The 23,479-nt window shown below is 68.8% G+C and carries 15 protein-coding genes; 6 read left to right on the top strand and 9 right to left on the bottom strand.

Annotation, left to right across the window (positions count from 1 at the left end; genetic code table 11):
* Positions 1-45: 45 nt before the first annotated feature.
* The 4 genes from ACFQ9R_RS16815 to ACFQ9R_RS16800 all read right to left on the bottom strand — a co-directional run bounded on the left by ACFQ9R_RS16815 (position 46) and on the right by ACFQ9R_RS16800 (position 9,955).
* A complete protein-coding gene (locus tag ACFQ9R_RS16815) occupies positions 46-6,198 on the bottom strand; it encodes an amino acid adenylation domain-containing protein (protein WP_378991561.1) in 6,153 nt (2,050 codons plus the stop codon).
* A gap of 378 nt (positions 6,199-6,576) precedes the next feature.
* Positions 6,577-7,488, bottom strand: coding sequence for a lysophospholipid acyltransferase family protein (locus ACFQ9R_RS16810; RefSeq protein WP_378991560.1), 912 nt, complete (start codon positions 7,486-7,488; stop codon positions 6,577-6,579).
* 46 nt (positions 7,489-7,534) lie between these two features.
* Positions 7,535-8,353: a GNAT family N-acetyltransferase gene (locus ACFQ9R_RS16805; RefSeq protein ID WP_378991558.1), complete on the bottom strand. Its 819-nt coding sequence runs from the start codon at positions 8,351-8,353 to the stop codon at positions 7,535-7,537.
* A gap of 249 nt (positions 8,354-8,602) precedes the next feature.
* Positions 8,603-9,955 carry an NAD(P)/FAD-dependent oxidoreductase gene (locus ACFQ9R_RS16800; RefSeq protein WP_378991557.1) on the bottom strand — a complete coding sequence of 451 codons (1,353 nt, stop codon included), beginning with the start codon at positions 9,953-9,955 and terminating at the stop codon, positions 8,603-8,605.
* A 145-nt stretch (positions 9,956-10,100) separates the two neighbouring features.
* On the opposite strand from ACFQ9R_RS16800, the gene ACFQ9R_RS16795 reads away from it, so the two are divergent.
* Positions 10,101-10,955, top strand: coding sequence for a LysR family transcriptional regulator (locus tag ACFQ9R_RS16795; protein ID WP_378633279.1), 855 nt, complete (start codon positions 10,101-10,103; stop codon positions 10,953-10,955).
* A 20-nt stretch (positions 10,956-10,975) separates the two neighbouring features.
* On the opposite strand, the gene ACFQ9R_RS16790 is transcribed toward ACFQ9R_RS16795, so the two are convergent.
* From ACFQ9R_RS16790 to ACFQ9R_RS16775, 4 genes are all read right to left on the bottom strand, one after another.
* On the bottom strand, positions 10,976-11,956 hold the full coding sequence (locus ACFQ9R_RS16790) for an aminoglycoside phosphotransferase family protein (protein ID WP_378991555.1): 981 nt from the start codon (positions 11,954-11,956) through the stop codon (positions 10,976-10,978).
* 35 nt (positions 11,957-11,991) lie between these two features.
* Positions 11,992-13,572: a protein kinase gene (locus ACFQ9R_RS16785; RefSeq protein ID WP_378991554.1), complete on the bottom strand. Its 1,581-nt coding sequence runs from the start codon at positions 13,570-13,572 to the stop codon at positions 11,992-11,994.
* 219 nt (positions 13,573-13,791) lie between these two features.
* On the bottom strand, positions 13,792-14,748 hold the full coding sequence (locus tag ACFQ9R_RS16780) for an electron transfer flavoprotein subunit alpha/FixB family protein (RefSeq protein ID WP_378633270.1): 957 nt from the start codon (positions 14,746-14,748) through the stop codon (positions 13,792-13,794).
* Between the two features lie 37 nt (positions 14,749-14,785).
* Positions 14,786-15,571, bottom strand: coding sequence for an electron transfer flavoprotein subunit beta/FixA family protein (locus ACFQ9R_RS16775; protein WP_067449214.1), 786 nt, complete (start codon positions 15,569-15,571; stop codon positions 14,786-14,788).
* Positions 15,572-15,758: 187 nt separating this feature from the next.
* On the opposite strand from ACFQ9R_RS16775, the gene ACFQ9R_RS16770 reads away from it, so the two are divergent.
* From ACFQ9R_RS16770 to ACFQ9R_RS16750, 5 genes are all read left to right on the top strand, one after another.
* Positions 15,759-16,547, top strand: a complete 789-nt coding sequence (locus ACFQ9R_RS16770; protein WP_378991552.1) for a class I SAM-dependent methyltransferase — start codon at positions 15,759-15,761, stop codon at positions 16,545-16,547.
* Positions 16,544-18,088 (top strand): 1,4-alpha-glucan branching protein domain-containing protein, encoded by a 1,545-nt coding sequence (locus tag ACFQ9R_RS16765; protein WP_378991551.1) that lies wholly within the window; start codon positions 16,544-16,546, stop codon positions 18,086-18,088. Before ACFQ9R_RS16770 ends, ACFQ9R_RS16765 begins: the two co-directional genes overlap by 4 nt.
* Complete coding sequence (locus ACFQ9R_RS16760) at positions 18,085-19,338, top strand: glycosyltransferase family 4 protein (protein ID WP_378991550.1); 1,254 nt, start codon at positions 18,085-18,087, stop codon at positions 19,336-19,338. Before ACFQ9R_RS16765 ends, ACFQ9R_RS16760 begins: the two co-directional genes overlap by 4 nt.
* Before the next feature lie 178 nt (positions 19,339-19,516).
* Positions 19,517-21,457 (top strand): TerD family protein, encoded by a 1,941-nt coding sequence (locus tag ACFQ9R_RS16755; protein ID WP_378991548.1) that lies wholly within the window; start codon positions 19,517-19,519, stop codon positions 21,455-21,457.
* Between the two features lie 120 nt (positions 21,458-21,577).
* Positions 21,578-21,940, top strand: a complete 363-nt coding sequence (locus tag ACFQ9R_RS16750; protein WP_378991547.1) for an STAS/SEC14 domain-containing protein — start codon at positions 21,578-21,580, stop codon at positions 21,938-21,940.
* Between the two features lie 38 nt (positions 21,941-21,978).
* Here the strand turns inward: ACFQ9R_RS16750 and ACFQ9R_RS16745 are convergent, their stop codons facing one another.
* On the bottom strand, positions 21,979-23,277 hold the full coding sequence (locus ACFQ9R_RS16745) for a putative glycoside hydrolase (RefSeq protein ID WP_378991546.1): 1,299 nt from the start codon (positions 23,275-23,277) through the stop codon (positions 21,979-21,981).
* Positions 23,278-23,479 lie beyond the last annotated feature (202 nt).

Here is a 23,479-nt window from a genome sequence, read left to right as displayed (position 1 = left end):
CCGCAGGAGCCCGGTGCTCCTGCGGGAACCTCGGCGGGCTCCCGCTCACGCGTGCGTGAGATGGTCCGCTCCGGGCGCCGGGAAGAAGCCGATGTCGATGTAGTGGTCGAAGTAGCGGGCGATGACCGCGGCGTCGACCGCGGGGAACTCGATCGGCAGGCCGCGGAAGGGTTCGGCGGGGGCCGATTCCACGCGGGTGAGCACCGCCGCCGGATTCGCCTTGGCGAGGGCGGCCGCGTAGTTGCCGCTCAGTGCCGAAGCCCGCGCCAGGATGGGGTCCGCGTCCTGGCGTTCGGCCGCGGTGGAGAGCTGGAGGCCGAATTCCATCGGGTCGATGAAGTCGAAACGGTAACCGCGACTGCGGATCTCCTCGTAGACGACTTGCAGCGGCACCTGCGCGCCGGAGGCCCGGAAGATGTTGCCGATGGCCGCCGCCTGGCGAGATCGGCTGACGATCCCCGCCGCGACATGGTCGACCGGGGCCATCTCGATGGCGATCGCCCGCACATCGACAGCCACCCCGAGCACCAGCATGGACCGCAACATCGTCCACCAGGCGTCCTCGGCCGGGGCGACGCCCGTGCGGGAGTCGCCGGTGATCAAGCCGGGGCGGTAGACGGCGATGGGAACGCCACGCTCGATCGCGGCGTGCACGAGCTGCTCGGCGACCCACTTGGTCATCGCGTAGCCGGGCAGACCCGCGGGCACCCCGTTGTCCTGCGGGACCCCCGCCAGCACCGACAGGGTCGACACATAGTGGATCGGCTTGACCCTGGTGGTGGTGGCCAGGCGCAACACCTCGGTGGTACCGCAGACATTGGCCGCTCGCATCCGCGCATACGGTTCGAGGTGGTTCACCAGCGCGCCGTTGTGATAGATCGCGTCGGCCCTGGCGGCGAGTTCGGCGAAGCGCAGTGGGTCCATGCCGAGGTTCGGCTGCGCGAGATCGCCGGGGACGCCGACGATTCGGTCGCGATAGGGCCGCAGATCGATGCGGTACTTCGCGGCGGTGGAGACCACGCGATCCACCGCGCCCGCGTCATCGGTGGCGCGGACCAGGCAGTGAACGGTCGCCGACGTCTGTTCGAGGAGTTCGCGCAGCAGGAAGCTGCCGAGGAACCCGGTGGCGCCGGTGAGCAGCAGCGTGGCCGGTGCGCCGGTGCGCTGGGGCGCGCAGCCGGTGAGGTCGATCGACGGGTCGAGGATCGCGTCCACGGCCGGATCGGGACCGGCGGCCGAGGCCGACGACTCGTCGCGCAACGCCAGCGCCAGGTCGCTGACCAGCGGATAGCTGAACAGCAGGCGCAGCGGCACCTCGATGCCCAGTTGCTCGGCGAGGGTGGCGCGCACCCGGATCGCCGCGAGCGAGGTGCCGCCGAGGACGAAGAAGTCGTCGTCACGGCCTACTCGTTCGAGGTCGAGTACTCCGGCGATCGCCGAGGCGACGATCTGCTCGTCGGCGGTGGCCGGTGCCTGGTATTCGCGGATCTCCACGGCGGGCGCGGGCAGCGCCTTGCGGTCGAGCTTGCCGGTGGCACCGAGCGGGAACTCGTCGAGCACCACCAGACGGTGCGGAATCATGTACGGGGGCAACAGGGTTCGAATGGTCGCCAGCACCTCGACGGTGTCGACCGACGCGTCGAGGGGTGTCACGTAGCCGACCAGCTGTTCGTGATGCACCGCGACCGCCGCGCCCGCGACCGCCGGATGCGTGCGCAGCGCCGCCTCGATCTCGCCGGGTTCGATGCGCAGGCCGTGCAGTTTGAGCTGAACGTCGGTGCGGCCCAGGTAGGTCAGGTCACCGGACGGGAGTCTGCGCACCAGATCGCCGGTGCGGTACATGCGCTCACCGACGGGACCGTACGGGTCGGCGACGAATCGCTCCATCGTCTTGTCGGGGCTGCCGAGGTAGCCGCGAGCCAGTTGCGCGCCGGCCAGGTACAGCTCGCCGGGCGTGCCGACCGGCACCGGCCGCAGCCGCGCGTCGAGCACGTAGGCTCGAGAATTCCAGTGCGGCAAGCCGATCGGAACGATGCCGTCGCCCACCTCGGTAACATCGGCGCCGGTGATCGACACGGTGGCTTCGGTGGGGCCGTACAGATTGTGCAGACGACCCGCGGTGACGGTGGTGAAGCGTTCTATGGTGGCGTTCGGCAGCGCCTCACCGCCGACCCATACCGCGCGCAGCGAACGCAGGGCGCCGGTGGGCGCGGAATCCAGCAGCATCTGCAGGACCGAGGGCACGATCGTCGTACCGGTAACACGATGGCGGGCAACGAGTTCGGCGAGGTAAGCGGGATCGGTGAGCCCCTGCGTGGCGGCCACGATCATGTGCGCACCGGCGCGCAACGGGGAAGCGAAACCGATCATCGAGGCATCGAAGGTGAACGGAATCGACTGCAGGACAGTGTCGGACTCCCCCACCCCGTACTCGCCGACCATGAACGCGGCCTGGTTGACGATCGCCGCGTGCGGAACGCCGACGCCCTTCGGCTTGCCCGTCGAACCGGACGTGAAGATCACATATGCCAGGTCGAGGGCGTGCAGGGAACGCAGCCGGTCGGCGTCGGTCAGCCAGGCGTCCGAGAAGTGCGACAGCGCGACCCGGTCCACCTCCACGACCGGCAGTCCGTCGGCCGTGATCGCGTCGCCGGTGGTGGTCAGCAGGCAGACCGGCTGTGCGGCGGCGAGGATGTCGGCGCGGCGTTCGGCGGGCGAATCGGGATCGAGCGGCACGTAGGCGCCACCGGCCGCGAACACGGCGTACATGGCGACGACGAGATCGATCGACGGCCGAATCGCCACGCCCACCGTGCTTCCGGGGCCGACGCCGTCGGCGACCAGCAGCCGGGCCAGCCGGTTGACGCGCCCGGCCAGCTCGCCGTAGGTCACCGTGACCTCGTCGAAAGTGACCGCGGGTGCGTCCGGACGATGCTGGGCGCGGGCCTGGAACTCGTCGAGCAACGTCGTGTCGGAGACGAGCCGGAGCTCGCCGGAGGGCTCGGTCAGCTCGGCTTCCGTCAGCACCGGCAGGTCGCCGACCGGCCGGTGCGGCGCGGCGACGGCCGCGGCCAGGAGCCCGGCCAGCCGGGCACCGAGCGTCGCCATGGTCGAGGCGTCGAACAGGTCGGTGGCGTAGCGCCACGAGCAGCGCAGACCGGCGGGTCCGTCACTGTCCTCGAGCGGAACAACGGTGAGCTGGAGATCCACCGGTGCCGCTTCCTCGCCCAGATCCACCGCCGACACCGTCAGCTCGGGCAGTTCGAGGCGCGTGGCACCGAAGTTCTGGAACGACAGCGCCACCTGATACAGCGGGTGGTGTGCCTGGGTGCGCGGCGGATCCAGTTCGGCGACAAGGCGTTCGAAGGGCACATCGGCGTGGGCGAAGGCGGCCAGATCGATATCGCGAACCCTATCGAGCAGGGCCGCGAACGATTCGGCGGCGTCGACGCGGGTGCGCAACACGATGGTGTTGACGAACATACCGACGAGATCGTCGAGCTCGGGTTCGCCACGGCCCGCGACCGGCGCGCCGACGGTGACATCCTCGGTACCGGCGACCCGCGCCAGCAGCACCGACAGCGCGGCGCGCACGACCATGAACAGCGAGGCATTGTGTTCGCGCGCCAGGGTTTCCAGCGCGGCGTGCACCTCGGCGGGCACCGCGAAGTCCTGTGCGGCACCGCGAGTTCCCGCCACCGGCGGACGCGGCCGGTCGGTGGGCAGCTCGAGCAGGGCCGGGGCACCGGCGAGCGCGGTGCGCCAGAACCCGAGCTGTTCGGCCAGCAGCGAGCCGGCATCGTCTGCCGCACCGAGCATTTCCTGCTGCCAGAGCGTGTAGTCCGCGTACTGCACGGGCAACGGCGCCCAGCCGGGCACCGTACCGGCGGCACGAGCGGCATAGGCGGTCATCAGGTCGCGCGTCAGCGGGCCGAGCGAGAAGCCGTCGGTGGCGATGTGGTGCACGACCACCGCCAGCACATGGTCGGTCGCGGAGAGCCGGAACACGGCCGCGCGCACGGGAACTCGACGGCACACGTCGAATCCGCCGAATGTCAGCCTGGCCAGTGCGCCCGGCAGATCGGCTTCCGCGATCGGGTCGACCAGCACGTCGAGGCCGGCCTGCGCCACGGGCAACACCTGCTGGAAACCCGCGCCCTCGTGCTCGGGGTACACCGTGCGCAGCACCTCGTGGCGTTCGAGCACGTCGTCGAGTGCGGTGGTGAGCGCGACGGTGTCGAGCGGGCCGGACAGCCGCAGCGCGACCGGGATGTTGTAGGCGCTGGAGTCGGGATCCAGCCGCGCCATGAACCACATGCGCTGCTGGGCGAGCGACAGCGGGACGTGCGCACCACGTTCGCGCCGGGTCAGCGGTACCCGTGCCGACGCGGCACCGACCAGCGCGTCGAGGGCACCGGCCAGCTCGGCCACCGTGCCGTGCTCGAACACGGTGCGGGCCGGTACCCGCACACCGACCGCGGCACCGAGCCGACCGGCCAGCTGGGTGGCGAGCAGCGAATTGCCGCCGAGAGCGAAGAAGTCGTCGCCGCGCCCGATCGGGTCGGCGCCGAGCAGTTCGGCGAAGACCGCGGCCACGGTGCGCTCGGTGTCACCGCGCGGCTCCTCGAACTCGCGGGCGGCGAGTTCCGGCGCGGGCAGTGCCCGGTGATCGAGCTTGCCGACCGGCGTCAACGGCACCTCGTCGAGCACCACGATCGCGGCGGGCACCGCGTGCTGGGGCAGGCGCCGCTCGGCCAGCCGGATGAGTGCCGTGGTGTCGATCGTGGCACCCGCAGCCGCGACGAGGTAGGAGACGAGCGCGCTCTCCCCGCTGGGCAGCGTCCGGATCAGCGTGGCGGCGAAGCGCACCGTGTCGTCGGCGGCGAACAGCGCGTCGATCTCGCCGAGTTCGATGCGGAAGCCACGCAGCTTCACCTGCGCGTCGGTGCGCCCGAGGAATTTCAGGCCGACCCCGCCGGGCACGGGAACCCACTGCACCAGATCACCGGTGCGGTAGAGCCTGCCGCGACCGAGCGGGTCGGCGACGAATCTGCTCGCGGTGAGCCCGGCGCGATCGTGGTAACCGCGGGCCAGACCTTCCCCCGTGAGGTAGAGCTCGCCGGGCACCCGATCCGGAACCGGGCGCAGGCGGGCGTCGAGGACCAGTGCCGTCATCCCGGGGATCGTGTCGCCCATGGTGATCACGTCGTCGGCGGTCAGCCGATCGCTCATCGCGCAGACGATGGTGGTCTCGGTCGGGCCGTACACATTGAAGAACGCGCGGCCGGGCGCCCACCGCGCGATCAACTCGGGCGGATAGGCCTCACCGCCGACGGCGAGCGCGGCCAGTTCCGGCAGCGCCGCCGGGTCGAGCCCGGCCAGGGCGGCGGGTGTGATGAAGGCGTGGGTCACCCGTTCGGCGCGCAGCAGTTCGGTCAGTTCGTCGCCACCGTAGACATCGGGCGGCGCGATGACCATCGTCGCGCTCGCGCCGATCGCCAGCAGCATCTCCAGCATGCTGGCGTCGAAGCTGGGCGAGGCGAAGTGCAGGGTGCGGGAGGCGGGGGTGATGCCGAAGCGGCGGACCTGTTCGGCGCACAGCCCGGCCAGACCGGTGTGGGTGACCGCGACCCCCTTGGGGACGCCGGTCGAGCCGGAGGTGTAGATGATGTAGGCGAGGTCGTCCGGGGAAAGCCTGCGGACGCGTTCGCCCGCGCTCACGGGTTCGTCCGACATCGCGGCGCATTCGACGCCGAACTCGTCGGAATCGAGGGCGAGCCACTGGATCCCGGCATCGAGCCGGGCGGCGTCCGCCGCCGTGGCCAGCCCGAACGCGGCACCGGAGTCGGCGAGCATATGGGCCACCCGTTCGGCCGGGTAGCGGGGATCGACGGGCACGAAGGTGGCGCCGGACTTGGCGGCCGCCCAGACCGCGACCACGGACTCGATCGAGCGGGTCAGCGCGAGGACGAACCGGTCACCGGGGCCGAGGCCGCGGGCGATCAGCACCCTGGCCAGACGCGACGACCACTGGTCCAGTTCGGTGTAGGTGAGGGTCTGCCCGGCAAAGCGCAATGCGGGCGCCTCGGGGGCACGCTCGACGGCGGCCAGCAGGAGGCGCGGCAACGTGGACGTCACGGGCGCGCGGCGGACTCGACGCGCGGCGCGACGGCGTACGCCAGAAGCTTGCTCAGTCACCGGAAAGGCTTCCCTTCACCATGGATCACCCTTGCGATCGCACATCTCGACCATCGCCTGGACTCTCGGCTACACGGGGTATCGGAAAAATCCTGCGTGACGGTACCGCAAATATCTCATCAATTTCGGCGCAGTGGCAATTTGATCGTTTCAACGTACACACCAATGGGTATAGCCGACTGGCCAGTTTGTTACACAGCTCATACGCAGGTCATACGCAGGACGAAACATCTCCGAGCGGACGCGAGCTTTTCACATTCCCACTATTTGTCGGCCCGTCGCCGACCTGCACGTCCGTGACGATTCGTCCGACACAGACGACAAAACCGGAGACCGCGAACGCGGTCTCCGGCAGTCGATGATTCCGGCCGAGAATGGTTACCAGGCAGTAGCCCTCGCCGGTCGGCGAACCTCCCCCTGCTCCCCCATCGAGGGGTCCTGCACGCGGGTATTGCCCGCTTCGATCCACTGGGTGTCGGCCACCCCGTGGCGGGAACGGTCGGTGCCCCGCACCGCCGCCTCGCAGCGCCGGGCCAGATCCCGGCGATCCAATCCGGGGTGTTCGAGCGGCTCGAGCACGATCTCGGCGATCATGCCCTTGCTGCGCAGCACTCGCTTCGCGGAATCGGCGAAGGTGTCGGTCCCGACGAAACCGGGTACGGTGCACGGCATTCCGGCACTGTCCAGATACCGCAGCCGCACCGGCTGGACCGGGGTGGTGGTGTCGACGGCGGCCTGGAACATGGCGGGCCGCATCGAACCGTAGGCCCGGCCGCACCAGGTGGTGCCCTCGGGGAAGACAACGATCCGGTTACCGGCGGACAGCCGGTCGGCCACCTGCCCGACCACGCCGGGCAGTTCACGCAGTCGCGCCCGCTCGATCGGGATGACGCGGGTCAGCTTGGCGAGTTTGCCCAGCAGCGGCCACTCGACCATGTCGGCACGGGCTACGAAGCTCACCGGCTGCACCGCAGCCAGCGCCACCACATCCGCCCAGCCGATGTGCCCGGCCACGATCATCACCGCGATGCCGGTGTCGGCGAAACCCTCCGCCGAGGACTGCTCGGGAATCCGATTGTCGATGATGCGTAATCGCATCCCGAGGCAACTCAGTGCCGCCCTGGCGTAACGGCGCTGCAACTGCTCGCGCCGCGACTTCGGGGTGGCCACGGTCAGTACCGGGAAGCTGAGCACCAGCCCGGCCATTCCGGCCAGCCGGGCGAACATCCTGGCGGTGCCGACCTCGTCGATCGGCTCGATGCAGCCGGACCCACAGGGGCTCGACGGCATCCACGAATGAGAGTGCGTTGCGAGCGGCGCGTCGAACACCATGGGTTTACTTCCCGTCGAAATTGGCGGCCGCGCTCTGCAGCCGCTCCAGGTACCGGGTGTTGATGGTTTCCATGCCGAGCAGCGCGACGAAGTCGGCGACGGCGAAATCGGGATCGTGGGCCGGTTCGCCGCAGATCTCGGCGCCGAGGCGCAGGTAGCCGCGCAGCAGCGGCGGCATCTTGGGGCGGCTCGGCGGGGTCATCTGATCGAGGGAGAGTCCGTCGACGACGACCGGGTTGTACGGGTGCACCCGGCGCTCGGGGTCGCACGCGTGGCGGCCGAGCAGCTGGTCGCGCACGCCGCGCACGTTCACCCCGGCCGGATCGGTCGGGGAATCGCGCATCGGCACCGACACACAGCCCATCACCCAGTCGTATCCGGTGAGCTGGATGTAGTGCAGGATGCCCGCCCACATGAGGGTGAGCACCGAGCCGTTGCGGTGATCGGGCACCACGCAGGCCCGGCCCATCTCGACGATCCGGTGACCGGTGGGATCGAGCTGGGTCAGATCGAACTCGGTGGCGGTGTAGTAGCCGCCCGCCGCGTCGACCTTGTCCGGCGGCAGCATGCGGTAGCAGCCGACGAACTGTTCGGAGAACTCGTCCCGAACCAGCAGGTGGTCGCAGTGCTCGTCGAACTTGTCGGCGTCGAGGCCGGTGGCGTTCTCGGGCATCTGGAAACCGGGTTCGGAGGCGAACACCTGATAGCGCAGTCGCTGTGCGGCTTCCCGGTGCTCGGCATCAGACGCGACGACCAAGGAGTACCGAGATTTCCCCACCCCGGAGTCCGGCGCCGGGGCGGTCAACACGGACGAAATTGTCATACTGCTGATGAAGCCAGTCCGAGCTGGCATCGGAGCGACGCTCCAGTGTCGTGCCGATGCCCGTTCGGTGAACGAGATGGGCGTCACACCGGGCGTTTACCGACCCGCTGCCCATCGTTCGCCCACCTGCGGGTTTCTAGCCGAACACGACCGATCTCGGCGCTGGACCCACTTCGCGATCGGGTATTTCGAGCATTGCGAAAACGACAACGGCCCGCCGATTCCTCGGCAGGCCGTCGCAGGGGTGAGTCAGGCGTTCACCCGCTCCTTGGTGGTCGCCGCAACGGTGTCGTCGGCGCGATCGGCGTCCGCCGACTCGGCCTTCGCCGGTTCAGCCTTCACCGGCTCGACCTTCGCCCGCTCGGCCTCAGCGCGCTCGGCCTCGTCGAAGCCGGGGCGCGCCGTCCCGATGAACGCGACCAGCCACCCCGCCACCGCGGCGAACCGGTTGCGGAAGCCGACCAGGTACATCAGGTGCACGGCCAACCACATCGCCCAGGCGATGGTGCCCTTGAACGTCACGCGCTCGTTGAGCTTCACCACCGCGCTGAAGCGGCTGATCACGGCCATGCTGCCCTTGTCCCAGTAGACGAACGGCGTGCCCGCGGCCTTCTTGCGCCGGATGATGTCGGCGGCGTGGCGACCCTCCTGCATGGCGACCGGCGACTGGCCGGGGTAGCCGTTGAGCGAGGTCATGTCGCCGATGGCGTAGATGTCGGCGTGGCCGCCGACGGTCAGGTCGGGGTTGATCAGGATGCGGCCCGCACGGTCGGTCTCGGCGCCGGTGGCCTCGGCGAGCAAGGTCGCGAAGCCGCCGACCTGCACGCCCGCCGACCACACCACCGTCTCGGCGGCGATCCGGCGCTCCATGCCCTCTTTGTCCTTGACCGTCACCTTGCCTTCGTCGATGTCGGTAACGAAGGTGCCCAGCAGCACCTCGACGCCGCTGTCGGTGAGCGAGCGTTTCGCGTATTCCGAGAGCCCGCCGCCGAAGGGCGGCAGCACCTCGCCGGCGCCCTCGACCAGGGTCACCGAAACCTGCTGGTGGAAGTGCCGTTTCGCGAGTTCCTTGATCTGGCCGGCCACCTCGACACCGGTCGCGCCCGCACCGACCACCACGAAGCTGAGCAGGCGGTGCCTGGTCACCTCGTCAGCACCCTCGGCCAAGGCGAACACGTGAGCGATCTGGTCGCGCAGGCGCTGGGCGTCGTCGATGGTCTTGAGCGAATAGGTCTTCTCGGCGAAGTCGTCGCGGCCGAAGTAGCTCTGGCTGGCGCCGGTGGCGGCGATCAGCGAGGCGTAGGCGATCTGGCGGGGACCGTCGGCGGTCTCATAGGTGAGGACCGCGTTCTCGGCGTCGATACCGGTGACCTTGCCGAGGCGGACGTCGATCTCGGGGTGGCGGCGCAGTACGTTCTTGATCGGCGGCGCGATCTCCTCGGGCGCGAGCACGCCGGTCGCCACCTGATAGAGCAGCGGCTGGAACAGGTGTTCGGGCGTGCTCGAGATCAGCACGACACCGACTCGTGACTTGGCCAGTTGCTTGGCTGCGGCCAGGCCTCCGAAGCCCGAGCCGACGATGACGACATCTGTGTGTTCCATGATCACTCGCTCCAAGATCGCGTTCCAGATCGGTAATAAATCCTTTCCTATGAGTAAACGCGATGCGGAACGAAGATGTTTCCACTGCCTGGGCGCATAATAGAGATGACTCTTATCTGTATAACTAATCAATAGGAGGTACCTGGTGGAACTTCGACAGTTGGCCTACTTCGTGGCCGTCTGCGAGGAGCTCAGTTTCAGCCGCGCGGCCAACCGCTGCTTCATCTCCCAATCCGCGATCAGCCACCAGATCGCGAGACTGGAACGTGACCTCGGCGCGCAACTGTTCGAGCGCACCACCCGCGCCGTCGTCCCGACCGACGCGACCTCGCGCCTGCTGCCACTGGCCAAGCAGATGCTGAGCCTGGAATCGGCGATCCGTGCCGCCGTGCGCACCACCGGACCGCGCATTCGCCTGGCCGCGAACATGTCTTTCGCCGCGCCGTCGCTGTCGGCGATCGCCACCGCGCGGGCCGCCCACCCCGACGCCGAGATCGAATACGTGATCAAACCCTTCCGTCAGCGGATCACCGCGGTGGCCGACGGCGACTGCGATCTGGCGCTGATCCGCGGCAGCGTCGAGCAGCCGGGCCTCGCGGTGGAACAGCTGTGGGTCGAAGACCTGGTGATCGCCATCTCGAGCAATCATCCGCTGGCCGAACGCGGCGCGGTCACCCTCGCCGATCTGAGCCCCTACCCCCTGCTGCTCCCGCCCGAGCAGGAGCAGGTGTTGTTGCACACACTGATCCGCTCCGCCTTCGCCGACCTCCCGACCGGACCCACCTTCGGCCCGCCGATTCCGCCCGATCACACCGCCACGATGGAGCTGCTCAACCGCCCCGAGTCCTGGACGATCCTCTACGAGGGCCCCACCAAGGGCCTGCTCACCCTCGACCTCACCGACCACCGCCTTCGCATCCCGGTGTCAGCGGTCCTGCGTGAGGACGCCCGCGAGAACCCGATCGTGCAGACCCTGCTGGATGCGCTGCACCGGCCGTGAATCGTGGTGGCCCCGGCCGTTCAGGTCGGGTCGCCGGATCGCCACGGGTCGCCCGCGAGCGCCGTCGCGACCGCCACGTGCAGTGGCAGAGTGTCGTCGTCGCCGTCCTCGACCGACCAGACGATCTCCTCGATCGCGCGCAGGAAAGCCCAGGCGCCCGCGCGGTCGATCGGAACATCGAGGTGACGCGCGGTCGTGACGACGACGGCGCGCGCGTGTTCGGGGGTCGGCGTCGTCTGGACCTGGATCATGATCAGGAAGCCCGCGTCGAAGGCGGCTTCGCCGAGGCAGGGTTTCGGATCGATCAGCAGCCACGGTTCACGTTCGGCGGCCACGATATTGCCGAGATGGGTGTCGCGGTTGACGATCAGCAGTTCACCGGCCGGCTCGCTCAACTCGGCACACCTGCTCAATGCCCGTTCTCGCAGCAGCGGTGAGAGGTGTTCGGCCAGTGCGGGTTCCGGATCGGCCAGCCGCGCACGGAGACCGGTCACGATATCGGTGGCCATGGGCAGTTCCGGGAAACCGGCGGGAACCGCGGTCCGGGGACGCCGCAGTCGGCGATACAACCCGCAGGCGAACGCCACCTTGTCGGCGTTCTCCGGTCGCCCCTCCAGGCTCGGGAACCCCGGCTGGGTGAGCAATTCCGTGCCCGGACGGGCCCATTCGAGCAGCATCGCACCGCTGGCCGGGTCGAAATCGAGCAGCCGGACCGCACCGTCGCCGGCATAGCTGTGCAGCGCGGTGGCCTCGGCGACGTTCTCCTCGTCGACCATCGGCACCTTCAACACCACCCATGCCCCGCCCACGCGCCGCGCGGCCGCCACATAGGCATGCGTTCCGCCACCGAACGGGGCGGAGAACTCCGTCAGCCCCCACCGCGCGGCCAACCCGGCCACCACCTCGGGCAACGCGTCGATCCACCGCGCCCCGGCCGCACCGAACACCGCGCGAACCGTCTCCTCGACCGAAGATGGCAGCACCACACGCCCAGACGACATCAGCCCACCCTACTGATGGCCGCCTGCACCGCGAGTCATCGCCAACGACTCGCGCGCACCGCCTTGCGATAGCGGATCCAGCGCCCGGTCGACGATGATGCCGCGAAACCGACCAGCGCCGCCGCGAGGACGAACACCGCGGCACTGGCGGCGGTGGCGGCGTAGACCTCGCCCACCGCGGACCCGATGACCCCGAACAGCGCGAAGAGCCCGACGAGCACCGCGGTGACGATCGACATGACACGACCGGCGGTGCGCGCGCAGAGCAGCAACACCGCGCCGCTGCCGGTGAACGCGACGACGACGGTGAGAATCGCGATCGCGATGAACGACCCGCTCGGATCCTTGCCCCGGTCGATCTCGTCGACGGTTTCGGTGATGCCGTAGATCAGGAAGGCCGCGATCGACAGACTGAACAGCAGCGTCACGATGCCGACGAAGAACGCGGCGGCCTTCGACGGCTCCGGGCCGCCGACCGGGGCCTGGTACCACTGATTGCCCGCCACCATCGGGTACATCCGCGGATCACCCACCGGCGCACCGTATTCCGCGCGCCCCCAGCCGGGTTGTGGGTGCCCACCGGCGCCCTGCACCTGCGGGCTGTGCTGCTGCACCTGTTCACTGTGACCATACGACGGGAGGACGGGCTGCTGCGGATGTCCGCCGGAGCCGTGCCACTGCCGGGCGGGATCGGTCCACGGTCGCTGCGCGTGTTCACCGGATCCCGGGACCTGGTGCGCGGGGTCGGTCCACGGCCGGCGCACGGTCGGCGCGGCGACATGCCTGCCCTCGAGCGCATCCCGGATCGCCTCGGTGAATTCCGTTGCGCTGCCGAACCGCTCGTCACGCCGCTTGGCCATCGCGCGGGCGATGACGTCGTCGACCGCAGGCGGCAGATCCGTTCGCACCGTGGTGAGTCGCGGCACCGGGTGCGACAGGTGTCCCGCTACCACCTGGCCGGGGTTGGTCGCGGTATAGGGCGGATGCCCGGCGTACATCGCGAACAGGGTGCAGGCCAGCGAGTACTGGTCGCTGCGGTGGTCGACGATCTCACCGGAGAGTTGCTCGGGCGAGGCGTAGGCGAGGGTGGCGGTGAAGGTACCCGTCGCCGTGAGCTGCGTATTGGCGGTGGCCACCCGGGCGATCCCGAAATCGGTGAGTACCGCCCGGATTTCACGACCGTGTTCGGCGTCGGCGATCAGGATGTTGCCCGGTTTGACGTCGCGGTGCAGCACTCCGTGCTGGTTGGCGTAGTCCAGTGCCGACGCCGTTTCCCCGATCAGGCGCGCGGTGACCCCCGGCTCGTGCGCACGCGAATCCCACGTGGCGGCATCGGTTCCGCGAATGAACTGCATCGCGATCCACAGATACCCGTCATCGCTGCCACGGTCGTACACCCCGACGATGCTCGGATGATCCAGCTGCGCGACAACATCGGCCTCCCGCTCGAACCGCCGCTGCAATTCCTGATCGGCCGAGAACTCCCGATTCAGCAATTTCAGCGCGACACTGCGCGGCAACCGAGGATGCTCGGCCAGATAGACCGTCCCCATCCCCCCTTGCCCGAGCACCCGCTCCAAGCGATATCCAGCGAAGCCCGCCCCCGATTCCAACACGACTCGCACGCTACCCGCCGTCGGCGAGGTCCACCGAAGTACCTGCGCCACACGCCTTCGCGACGGTGGCCGACTCCGCGACCGGCCCCGCTCGATGTTGCGAGGTCGACCGCTCAGCGCCCCGTGCCCGGTCGGGGAAACGGCAACGGCCCGCGAAACCGGGCTGCGCTGGCGCAGGAACGGGTTTCGCGGGCCGAGGTCGAACCGACCGGGTGGTGATCAGCCCTTGTGGGACTTCACGGCTTCGGTCAGCTGCGGGGAGACGTTGAACAGGTCGCCCACGATGCCGTAGTCGGCGATCTCGAAGATGGGTGCTTCCTCGTCCTTGTTGACAGCGACGATGGTCTTCGAGGTCTGCATGCCGGCGCGGTGCTGGATGGCGCCGGAGATGCCCAGTGCGATGTAGAGCTGCGGGGAGACCGTCTTACCGGTCTGACCCACCTGGAACTGGCCCGGGTAGTAGCCCGAGTCGACGGCGGCACGCGAGGCGCCGACAGCGGCACCCAGCGAGTCGGCCAGCGCCTCGACGACCGAGAAGTTCTCGGCGGAACCGACACCGCGACCACCGGAGACCACGATGCTCGCCTCGGCGAGATCGGGGCGGTCGCCACCGACGATCGGGTCACGCGAGATGACCTTCACGACGCCGTCTTCCTGCGCCGGAACCTCGACGACGACCTGCTCGCCCGCGCCGGCCTGCGGAGCGGCCTCGATGGCGCCGGGGCGCACCGAGATCACCGGCACGTCGCCGGTGGCCTTGGCCTCGACGGTGAACGCGCCACCGAAGATGGAGTGCACAGCGGAGCCGTCGGCGTTGACGCCGATGACGTCGACGAGCAGGCCGGAGCCGATGCGCGCGGCAAGGCGGCCCGACACCTCCTTGCCCTCGGCGGAGGCGGCGACCAGCACGGCGGCGGGCGCGGCGGAATCGACCAGGCCGGCCAGGACGTCGACCTTCGGGGTGACCAGGAAGCCCTCGATGTCGTCGGACTCGGCGACATAGATCTTCTCGGCGCCACCGGCGGCCAGCGCGGCGGCCAGCTTGTCGGCGGTACCGGCGGGACCGGTCACGACGGCGGCGGGCTCGCCCAGCGCACGGGCGGCGGTGAGCAGTTCGGTGCTGACCTTCTTCACGGCACCGTCGGCGTGCTCGATGAGCACAAGTACTTCAGCCATTAGTTCTTTCTCCTTGGAAGTCTCGGACGGCGCCGGATCAGATGATCTTCTGACCGATGAGGTAGGACGCGATCTGGTTGCCGCCCTCGCCCTCGTCCGCGATCTTCTCGCCCGCGGTGCGAGCCGGCTTCGGGGTGGCACCGGTGACCTGGGTGCCCGCGTTGGCGACACCGACGGTCTCCGGGTCGACGCCCAGATCGGCCAGGGTGAAGACCAGAACTTCCTTCTTCTTCGCGGCCATGATGCCCTTGAAGGAGGGGAAGCGAGGCTCGTTGATCTTCTCGGTGACCGAGACGATCGCAGGCAGGGACGCCTCGAGCTTGAAGACACCTTCGTCGGTCTCCCGCTCGCCGGTGATCTTGTCGCCGTCGACGGTGAGCTTGCGCAGGTGCGTCAGCTGCGGGATGCCGATGTACTCCGCGATGATCGCGGGCACGGCACCGGCGCGGCCGTCGGTGGCCTCGTTACCGGCGATGACCAGCTCGACACCCTCGACCTGGCCGAGCGCGGCGGCCAGCACGTAGGCGGTCTGCACGGCGTCGGAGCCGTGGATCGCCGGATCGTTGATGTGGATGGCCTTGTCGGCGCCCATGGACAGCGCCTTGCGGATGGCCTCGTTGGCGCGGTCGGGACCGGCGGCCAGCACGGTGACCTCACCGCCCTGGGCCTCCTTGATCAGCAGCGCTTCCTCGACGGCGCGCTCGTTGATCTCGTCGAGCACCGCGTCGGCGGCCTCGCGGTCGAGGGTGTAGTCACCATCGGTCAGCTTGCGCTCGGACCAGGTGTCGGGGACCTGCTTGATGAGTACGACGATGTTCGGCATCGGTCTTCGTCGACCTCCTTCTGGGGACACGTGTGTGGTGGGGCCGCACGAGCTGAGCCGTACGTCCGTGTGAGATATCTAGCTCAGATCGGAACACTACCCTACGCTAAGTTACTCGTGGGTAACCTACCTGCGCAAGAGGTCCCTGACTCCTGCGTGAACCGGCGGTACCAGTAACCTCGGACCAATGAGCGAGGCTGTGATCCCTGCCGCACCCGTGGCCGCCACACATGAACCACTGCCGTTGACCGGCGAGCGGACGGTGCCCGGCATCGCCGAGGAGAACTACTGGTTCCGTCGGCACGAGATCGCCTATGCCCGCCTGCTCGACCGCTGCACCGGCAAGATCGTGCTCGAGGCGGGCTCGGGCGAGGGCTACGGCGCCGACATGATCGCGGGCGTCGCCCAGCGCGTCACCGGTCTGGACTACGACGAGAGCGCCGTCGCGCACGTCCGCGCGCGCTACCCGCGCGTGCAGATGATCCAGGGCAACCTCGCAGCGCTGCCGCTGGACGACGAGTCCGTCGACGTCGTGGTGAATTTCCAAGTCATCGAACATCTCTGGGACCAGGGACAGTTCCTGCGCGAGTGCCTGCGCGTGCTGCGCCCCGGCGGCGTGCTGCTGATCAGCACCCCGAATCGGATCACCTTCTCCCCCGGTCGCGACACCCCCCTCAACCCGTTCCACACCCGCGAACTCAACGCCGCCGAGCTGACCGAACTGCTCGTCGAGGCCGGGTTCACCGTCTCCGAGATGCTGGGCGTGCACCACGGCGCGAGCCTGAAAGCGCTGGACGCCAAGCACGGTGGGTCGTTCATCGACGCCCAGATCGAGCGCGCGCTGGCCGGTGAGCCGTGGCCCGCCGACCTCACCGCCGACGTCGCCGCCGTCACCATCGATGATTTCGACCTGCGCGCGGGCGATATCGACGCGAGCCTGGATCTGGTCGCGATCGCCGAAAAGGCACCACGTTGACCGATTCCCGCTCCGCCGTGCCGGGCCAGTTCACGCTGGTCCTGCACTCCCACTTGCCGTGGCTCGCCCATCACGGGCGCTGGCCGGTCGGCGAGGAATGGCTCTACCAGTCCTGGGCCGCGTCCTATCTGCCGCTGGTCAAGGTGCTGAAAAATCTTGCCGCCGAAGGCCGTTCGCATCTACTGAGCCTCGGCATCACACCGGTACTCGCCGCGCAGCTCGACGATCCACACTGCCTCGCGGGCATGCACCATTGGCTGGGCAACTGGCAGTTGCGCGCCGACGAGGCGTCGATGTCGGGGAATGTGGCGCTGGGCCGTCACGAACATCGGCTCGCCGCGACCGCGCTGGCCGATTTCGAACAGAACTGGCAGCACGGCGGTTCGCCGGTCTGGCGTTCGCTGATCGATGCCGATGCGATCGAACTGCTCGGCGGACCGCTGGCGCACCCGTTCCAGCCGCTGCTCGATCCGCGCCTGCGCCAGTTCCAGCTCACCGAGGGCCTGGCCGACGCGCGCCTGCGCTGGGGCACCACACCGACCGGCATCTGGGCACCCGAATGCGGCTACACGCCCGGCATGGAACGGGGCTACGACGCCGCGGGCATCACCCACTTCATGGTCGACGGCCCTTCGCTGCGCGGCGACACCTCGCTCGGCAGGCCGGTCCGCGATTCCGAGGTCGTGGCCTTCGGGCGCGACCTGGCCGTGAGTTACCGGGTCTGGTCGCCGAAACAGGGCTACCCGGGCCAGAGCGCCTACCGCGATTTCCACCACTACGACCACGCGACCGGGCTCAAACCCTCGCGCGTCACGGGCAAGACCGTCGACGGTCCTGACAAGGCCCCTTACGATCCCGAACTGGCGGCCGAAGCGGTCACCCGCGACGTCGCCGACTTCGTCGAGACCGTCCGTGCCCGGCTGATCGAGGAGTCCGCGCGGATCGGCAGACCCGCCCTCGTGGTGGCCGCGTTCGACACCGAGCTGTTCGGGCACTGGTGGCACGAAGGGCCGCAGTGGCTCGAACAAGTGCTGCGCGCCCTGCCCGAAGCGGGGGTGAACGTCGGCACCCTCGCCGATGCCCGCGAGAAGGGCTTCGTCGGCGAACCTGTGCAGCTCAACGACTCCTCGTGGGGTTCGGGCAAGGACTGGCGGGTCTGGGCGGGCGACCAGGTCGCCGACCTCGTCGCGCTCAACGCCGACATCGTTCGCCTGGCCTTGGACACCCTCGACAAAGTGCGCCGCGACGGATCCCTGCGCGACCCGGTCGCCGATCAGTTGCTGCGTGAGGCGATTCTCACGGTGTCCAGCGACTGGGCGTTCATGGTCAGCAAGGACTCCGCCGCCGGGTACGCGCGCGATCGGGCGCACGAACACGCGCACGCCGTCAGGGAGCTCGCCGAGGCGATCGGCGCCGGTCAGTTCGCCAAAGCGACCCGTCTCGCGGCAGGATGGGCGATGGCCGACGGATTCTTCCCTGGTCTGGACGCGCGGCGGTTGCCGACCGTCGTCCCGTCGGCCGCCGCTGAAGGATCCGCATGAAGATTTTGATGGTGTCGTGGGAGTACCCGCCGGTCGTGGTCGGTGGGCTCGGTCGGCATGTGCATCACCTGGCCGTCGAGCTGGCCGCGGCCGGTCACGAGGTCGTGGTGCTGGCCCGCCGCCCGACGGGGACCGATTCGGTCACTCACCCCACCCACTCCTACATCGCCGACGGCGTGCTCGTCGTCGCGGTGGCCGAAGACCCGCCGTGCTTCGACTTCGGCGAGGACATGCTCGCCTGGACACTGGCCATGGGGCACGCGATGGTGCGTGCCGGGGTAGCGCTCGGCAAGCCCGGCGTCGGAGAGGGCTGGACGCCCGATGTGGTGCACGCGCACGACTGGCTCGTCGCGCACCCGTCCATCGCGCTCGCCGAGTACTACGACGTGCCGCTCGTCTCGACGATCCACGCCACCGAGGCCGGCCGTCACAGCGGCTGGGTGTCGGGCCGGGTCAACAAGCAGGTCCACTCGGTGGAGTGGTGGCTGACCAACGAGTCCGATCAGCTCATCACCTGCTCGACCTCCATGCAGGACGAAGTCGACCGGCTCTACGGGCCCGAGCTCGCGCCGATCACGGTGATCCGCAACGGCATCGACGTCGGCTCGTGGACCTTCCGTTCCCGCGCGCCGCGCTCCGGCCCGCCGCGCCTGCTCTACGTCGGCCGCCTCGAGTACGAGAAGGGTGTGCAGGACGCGATCGCCGCTCTCCCCCGCATCCGCCGCGCCCACCCCGGCACCACACTCACCGTCGCCGGTGTCGGCACCCAGTTCGAGTGGCTGCGTGAACGCGCCCGTGTGCACCGCGTCGCCCGCGCGGTCCACTTCGTCGGCAGCCTCGGCCACGACGAACTCCTCGGCTGGCTGCACGGCGCCGACGCCATCGTCCTGCCGAGCCGCTACGAACCCTTCGGCATCGTCGCCCTCGAGGCCGCCGCCGCGGGTGTCCCCCTGATCGCCTCCACCGCAGGCGGTTTGGGCGAAGCGGTGATCGACGGCGTCACCGGCGCGTCCTTCGCCCCCGCCGACATCGACGGCCTGGTCGACGCCACCCGCGCCGTCCTCGACGACCCGTCCACCGCCCAGGCCCGCGCCCACACCGCCCGCGAACGCCTCACCGCCGACTTCGCCTGGGACGTGGTGGCCGCCGAAACCGCCCAGGTCTACACCGCCGCCAAACGCCGAGTCCGCACCTCCCTCGGCCGCCCGGACATCGTGGAAAGACCCCTACCGGAACGCGATCCGAAGTAACCCACCCCTTTCCATTCGGGCGATCATTCAAACGTGATCCGTGTAACAGAGTAGGTTTCGCCGCCGACAACCCTCGGCACCGTCATGCCATCGCGGTGTGCGCCAAGGGGGTCAGCGAGCGGGTCGGCTGCATCAGCCTTGCGACTGAACGCCGACCTTCGAAGGGTGAACCGCCACTGTGTCGTCTCCGCTGCTGTCCAAGGGCCAGAACATTCCGCTTCCCGAGGATGTCGACCGCGTCGACATCGTGATCGGCTGGCCGGAACCCGAGATCGAAGTCGACGCCTCCGCGCTGCTACTCGGCGCCGACCGGCGCGTCGGGTCCGATGCCGACTTCGTCTTCTACAACCAGACCGAATCACCCGACGGCTCAGTATGTTTCCTCGGAACGAGTGCCACCGAGGAAGGAAAGCAAGCCAGGATCTCGATCGACCTGTCGGCGGTTCCCGTGCACGTCCACACCATCGCCTTGGCGGGCAGCGTCGGTGAGGGGACATTCGGTGCGCTGGGCAAACTCGCGTTCCACGTCATCGATCCGGCCGGGCATTCGCTGGCCGAATATCTCACCGCCGACGCGGACACGGAGTCGGCATTCGTCTTCGGCGAGGTGTATCGGCGCGACGGCAACTGGAAGGTGCGGGCTGTCGGGCAGGGCTGGGAGTCGGGCCTGTCCGGGCTGGCAACCGATTTCGGGGTCACTGTCGAGGACCCTGCGCCAGCACCCGCTGAGCCGGAAGTCGTTGTCCCCGAGACCCCCGCCGTGCAGACACCGTCGCGCGGAGTAGCGACCGCCAAGCGCGTGGTGCGCAAAACCAAGCCGATCGAATTCAGGCAGGCCGAATCGGATACGTGGCAACCCGCTCGGTTGTTCTCGGTCGTCGGGGTCGGCGCGGGCGAAGAACAGGAACGGCGCACCACCTCCGCACTCATCGCCACCATGCAGGCCGTACGTCCGTTCGCCCGGGCCATCTGTGCCCGAATGGGCGCGCCCGCAGGGGCTTTCGAGGGCTATCTCGAGGTGCAGTACGAATCGGGCGATACCAAAGTCATCCCGGACGCGGTGTTGAAGGTGAGTCGCGGTGCCAAGCAGTGGACCGGGCTGCTGGAAGTGAAGACGGGCAACGGCAAGCTGCGGCGGGACCAACTCGAGAGCTACCTCGACGTCGCGCGGCGAAAGAAGTACGACGCCGTCGTCAGCCTGTCCAACGACATCCCCGCCGGACCGGGCGAACTACCCGTCCAAGTCGACCGCCGCAAGCTGACGAAGGTGGCACTGCGCCACCTGTCGTGGGCCGAAGTGGCCCACGAGGCGCGCATGCTCACCACCCACGGTGGCATCGACGACGCACTGCAAGCCTGGATTCTCGCCGAATTCCTGCGCTTTCTCGATCATCCCCGTTCGGGTGCGGCCGAGTTCGTCGACATGGGCAGACACTGGGTCACCGTCCGTGACGCCGTGACCCAGGGAACACTGCGGGCGGGTGACGCGAAAGCACTGACGGTCGCCGACACGTGGGTGTCGCTGTGCAGGCATCTCGCGCTGCGACTCACCGCCGAACTCGGTGTCGAGGTCAAGCATGTCCTCGCCCGCAAGTTCCACGCCGATCCGGCGGTGCGGGCCGCCGCCGTCGCCGAACGGCTGGCCACCGACGGTTCGTTCGAGGCCGTCCTGCGCATCCCCGACACCGCCGGCGACCTCACCGTTATCGCCGATGTGCGGACGAACAAGGTCCGCTGCCGCACCACCATCGCCGCGCCCGACGAGGGCACGCAAGGCCGCCGTGTGTCGTGGCTGACCAAACAGCTCACCGATGCGCCCGGCCGCGTCCAGGTCGAAGCCGTCTTCGCCGAGCGTGGCAACGAAACGTGCGAATTCCTCGACACCGTCCGCACCACGCCCAAGTCACTCATCGACGGCCGCACCAGCCCGATCGTCTCGTTCACCCTCGAACAGACCTTCCCGATGGGCAACAAACGCTCGGGCACCGCGGCCAGCTTCATCGCCAGCGTCACCACGGCCACCGACGCTTTCTACGGCGCCGTGATGCAACCGCTGCGTGAGTGGGTCCCCGCCGCCCCGAAACAGGCCGGCCTGGACCCGACGGAAACAGCCGAGTAGTTCGAATGGCCGCTCGGAGGAGGTTCTGGGCGGTTCATCCGCGATGGGTGAGGTGGGGGGCGGTGGGGCGGGTCTAGGGTCGCGAAGTCTGGATCTATGTCTTCGAGTCGAGGAGAGCCGATGCCTTTGCAGCCGATTTCTGATCTGCCCGCGGCGACCATCGGGTTCCGGGCCAGTGGGACGGTGACTGCCGACGACTACGCGACGGTGCTCGATCCGGCGATCAGGGAAGCCGTCGAGCGGGAAGAGCCGGTCAATCTGGTGTATGTGCTCGGCGAGGACTTCGACAGGTATTCGCTGGGGGCGATGGCGAAGGATCTGGAGTTGGTGAAGGTGCCGCGGGATGCGCGGGGGCGGATCGCGCTGGTCACCGATCATCGGATGTTGGGCGAGGCTGTGCATCTGTTCGGGTTTCTGATCCCGGCGCAGGTGCGGGTGTTCGCGCTGGCCGACGAGAGCGATGCACTCGCCTGGGTGCAGTGAGCGGCGCGGCGTCGGCTCGGCAGACACCCTGCTCCGGCTCAGGCCGGTTGGAGGCCGCCGCCGTGGTAGCGGGTGGCGGCGTTCCAGAGGAAGAAGCTGTCGATGCCCGCGTCTCGGGTGGCGTCGATCTGGGCGCGGAGTTCGGCGTCGCCGTAGGTGACGCCGAGGCTGAAGTCCTGGAGCCACGGGGCCACTTTCGCGCCGGTGCCCGCCGTGGCCGCCGTGAAGTCTTGCAGTGAGCGGAAGATGATGTCGTAGGGCTGGGCGTTGGGGTTCGCGACGCCGTATTCGCCGGGGCCCCAATGCGACGGGTAGATCATGGGCGCCACGAAGTCGACGCTGCGGGCGATGAGCGGGATGTCCTGGGCGATCTCGTCCGGGCGGGTGGAGGCGATTCCGTAGACCGCGGCGCTCAGGTGCGCGCCCGCGAGGTGCACGGGGTAGCGGCTCTCGGCGAGGAAGCCCGCGACCGCGGCGGCGGGGGTGTCGGTGAGGCCGGTGAAACGCATGCTGTTCAGGCTGCCGTCGGGGCGGCGGACGTAGTCGTACATGATGCCGTCGAAGCCGAGTCGCGCTGCCTCGACCGCGAGATCGATGTTGTATCCACGCACGTCGGGGTTGGCGAAATTGGTGAAGGCGATCGGGCCGTAGTGGCTGGAATAGGGTTGCCCGGAAGGATTCTGGACAACCCAGTCGGGTCGGCCGTTGTGCCAGGCCCAGCCCGCGAGAGTCGGATCGCGGAATGCGACGATGCGCCCGACCACCCGCAGGCCCATATCGTGCAATTGCCGCAGAGCTGCCGGGGCATCGTAGATCGCCGCGGCGGCACCGGATTCGAGGGCGAGCGGCACCTGGGAGGCGTAGCCGATCACGCCGTCCTCGTCCTTGATATCGAGCTGCACGGTATCGATACGGCCCTCACGGGCAAGATCGAGAACAGCTTCGCGCAGTCCCTCGTGCGACCAGGCGTGCGCGGTGACGTGCACCGCGCGCATCCTCGGTAGCGTGCTCGACGTGACCGCGGTGCTGCTGGTCTGATTGCCGTCGGCGTCCGTCGCGACGACCTCGAAAGCGGGGGCCCATCGCACCGAGAGTTCGAATGTCCCGTCCGCGGCGGGGACCACCGAATCGGGGCCGATGGACACGCGAGCCGCGTCGATCGCGGTGCCGCGCACCACGACCGGCGCGCGATAGGAGCTCACCGGATCGGTCGGTGTCATCCGCAGCGTCGGCGGCACGCTGTCGGCGACAGGCGACTCCGCGGATCTACTCAGCGCGAATCCGGCTACCAGGGAGACCACCAGCGACGCGAGGGCGACACCGATAACGGGAGCCATCCATCGCCGTCGATCGGCCGATCGGAGCTGCCATTCCACCGTCAACACCGCCTTTCAAAACCATTGACACGCCAACTATTTCGCAGTTCCGACGCGGCGTACTCGGTATCGATAGATCGACTGTAATCCGTCGCCGCGGCGTAATATCGCATTGATGATGGGCGGTTCGAACACAATGTTTCGGCTCGTGTCGGCGGCAGCG

This window comes from Nocardia sp. NPDC056541 (assembly GCF_042794235.1).
Lineage (GTDB): Bacteria > Actinomycetota > Actinomycetes > Mycobacteriales > Mycobacteriaceae > Nocardia.
This window is presented reverse-complemented; position numbering and strand designations above follow the sequence as displayed.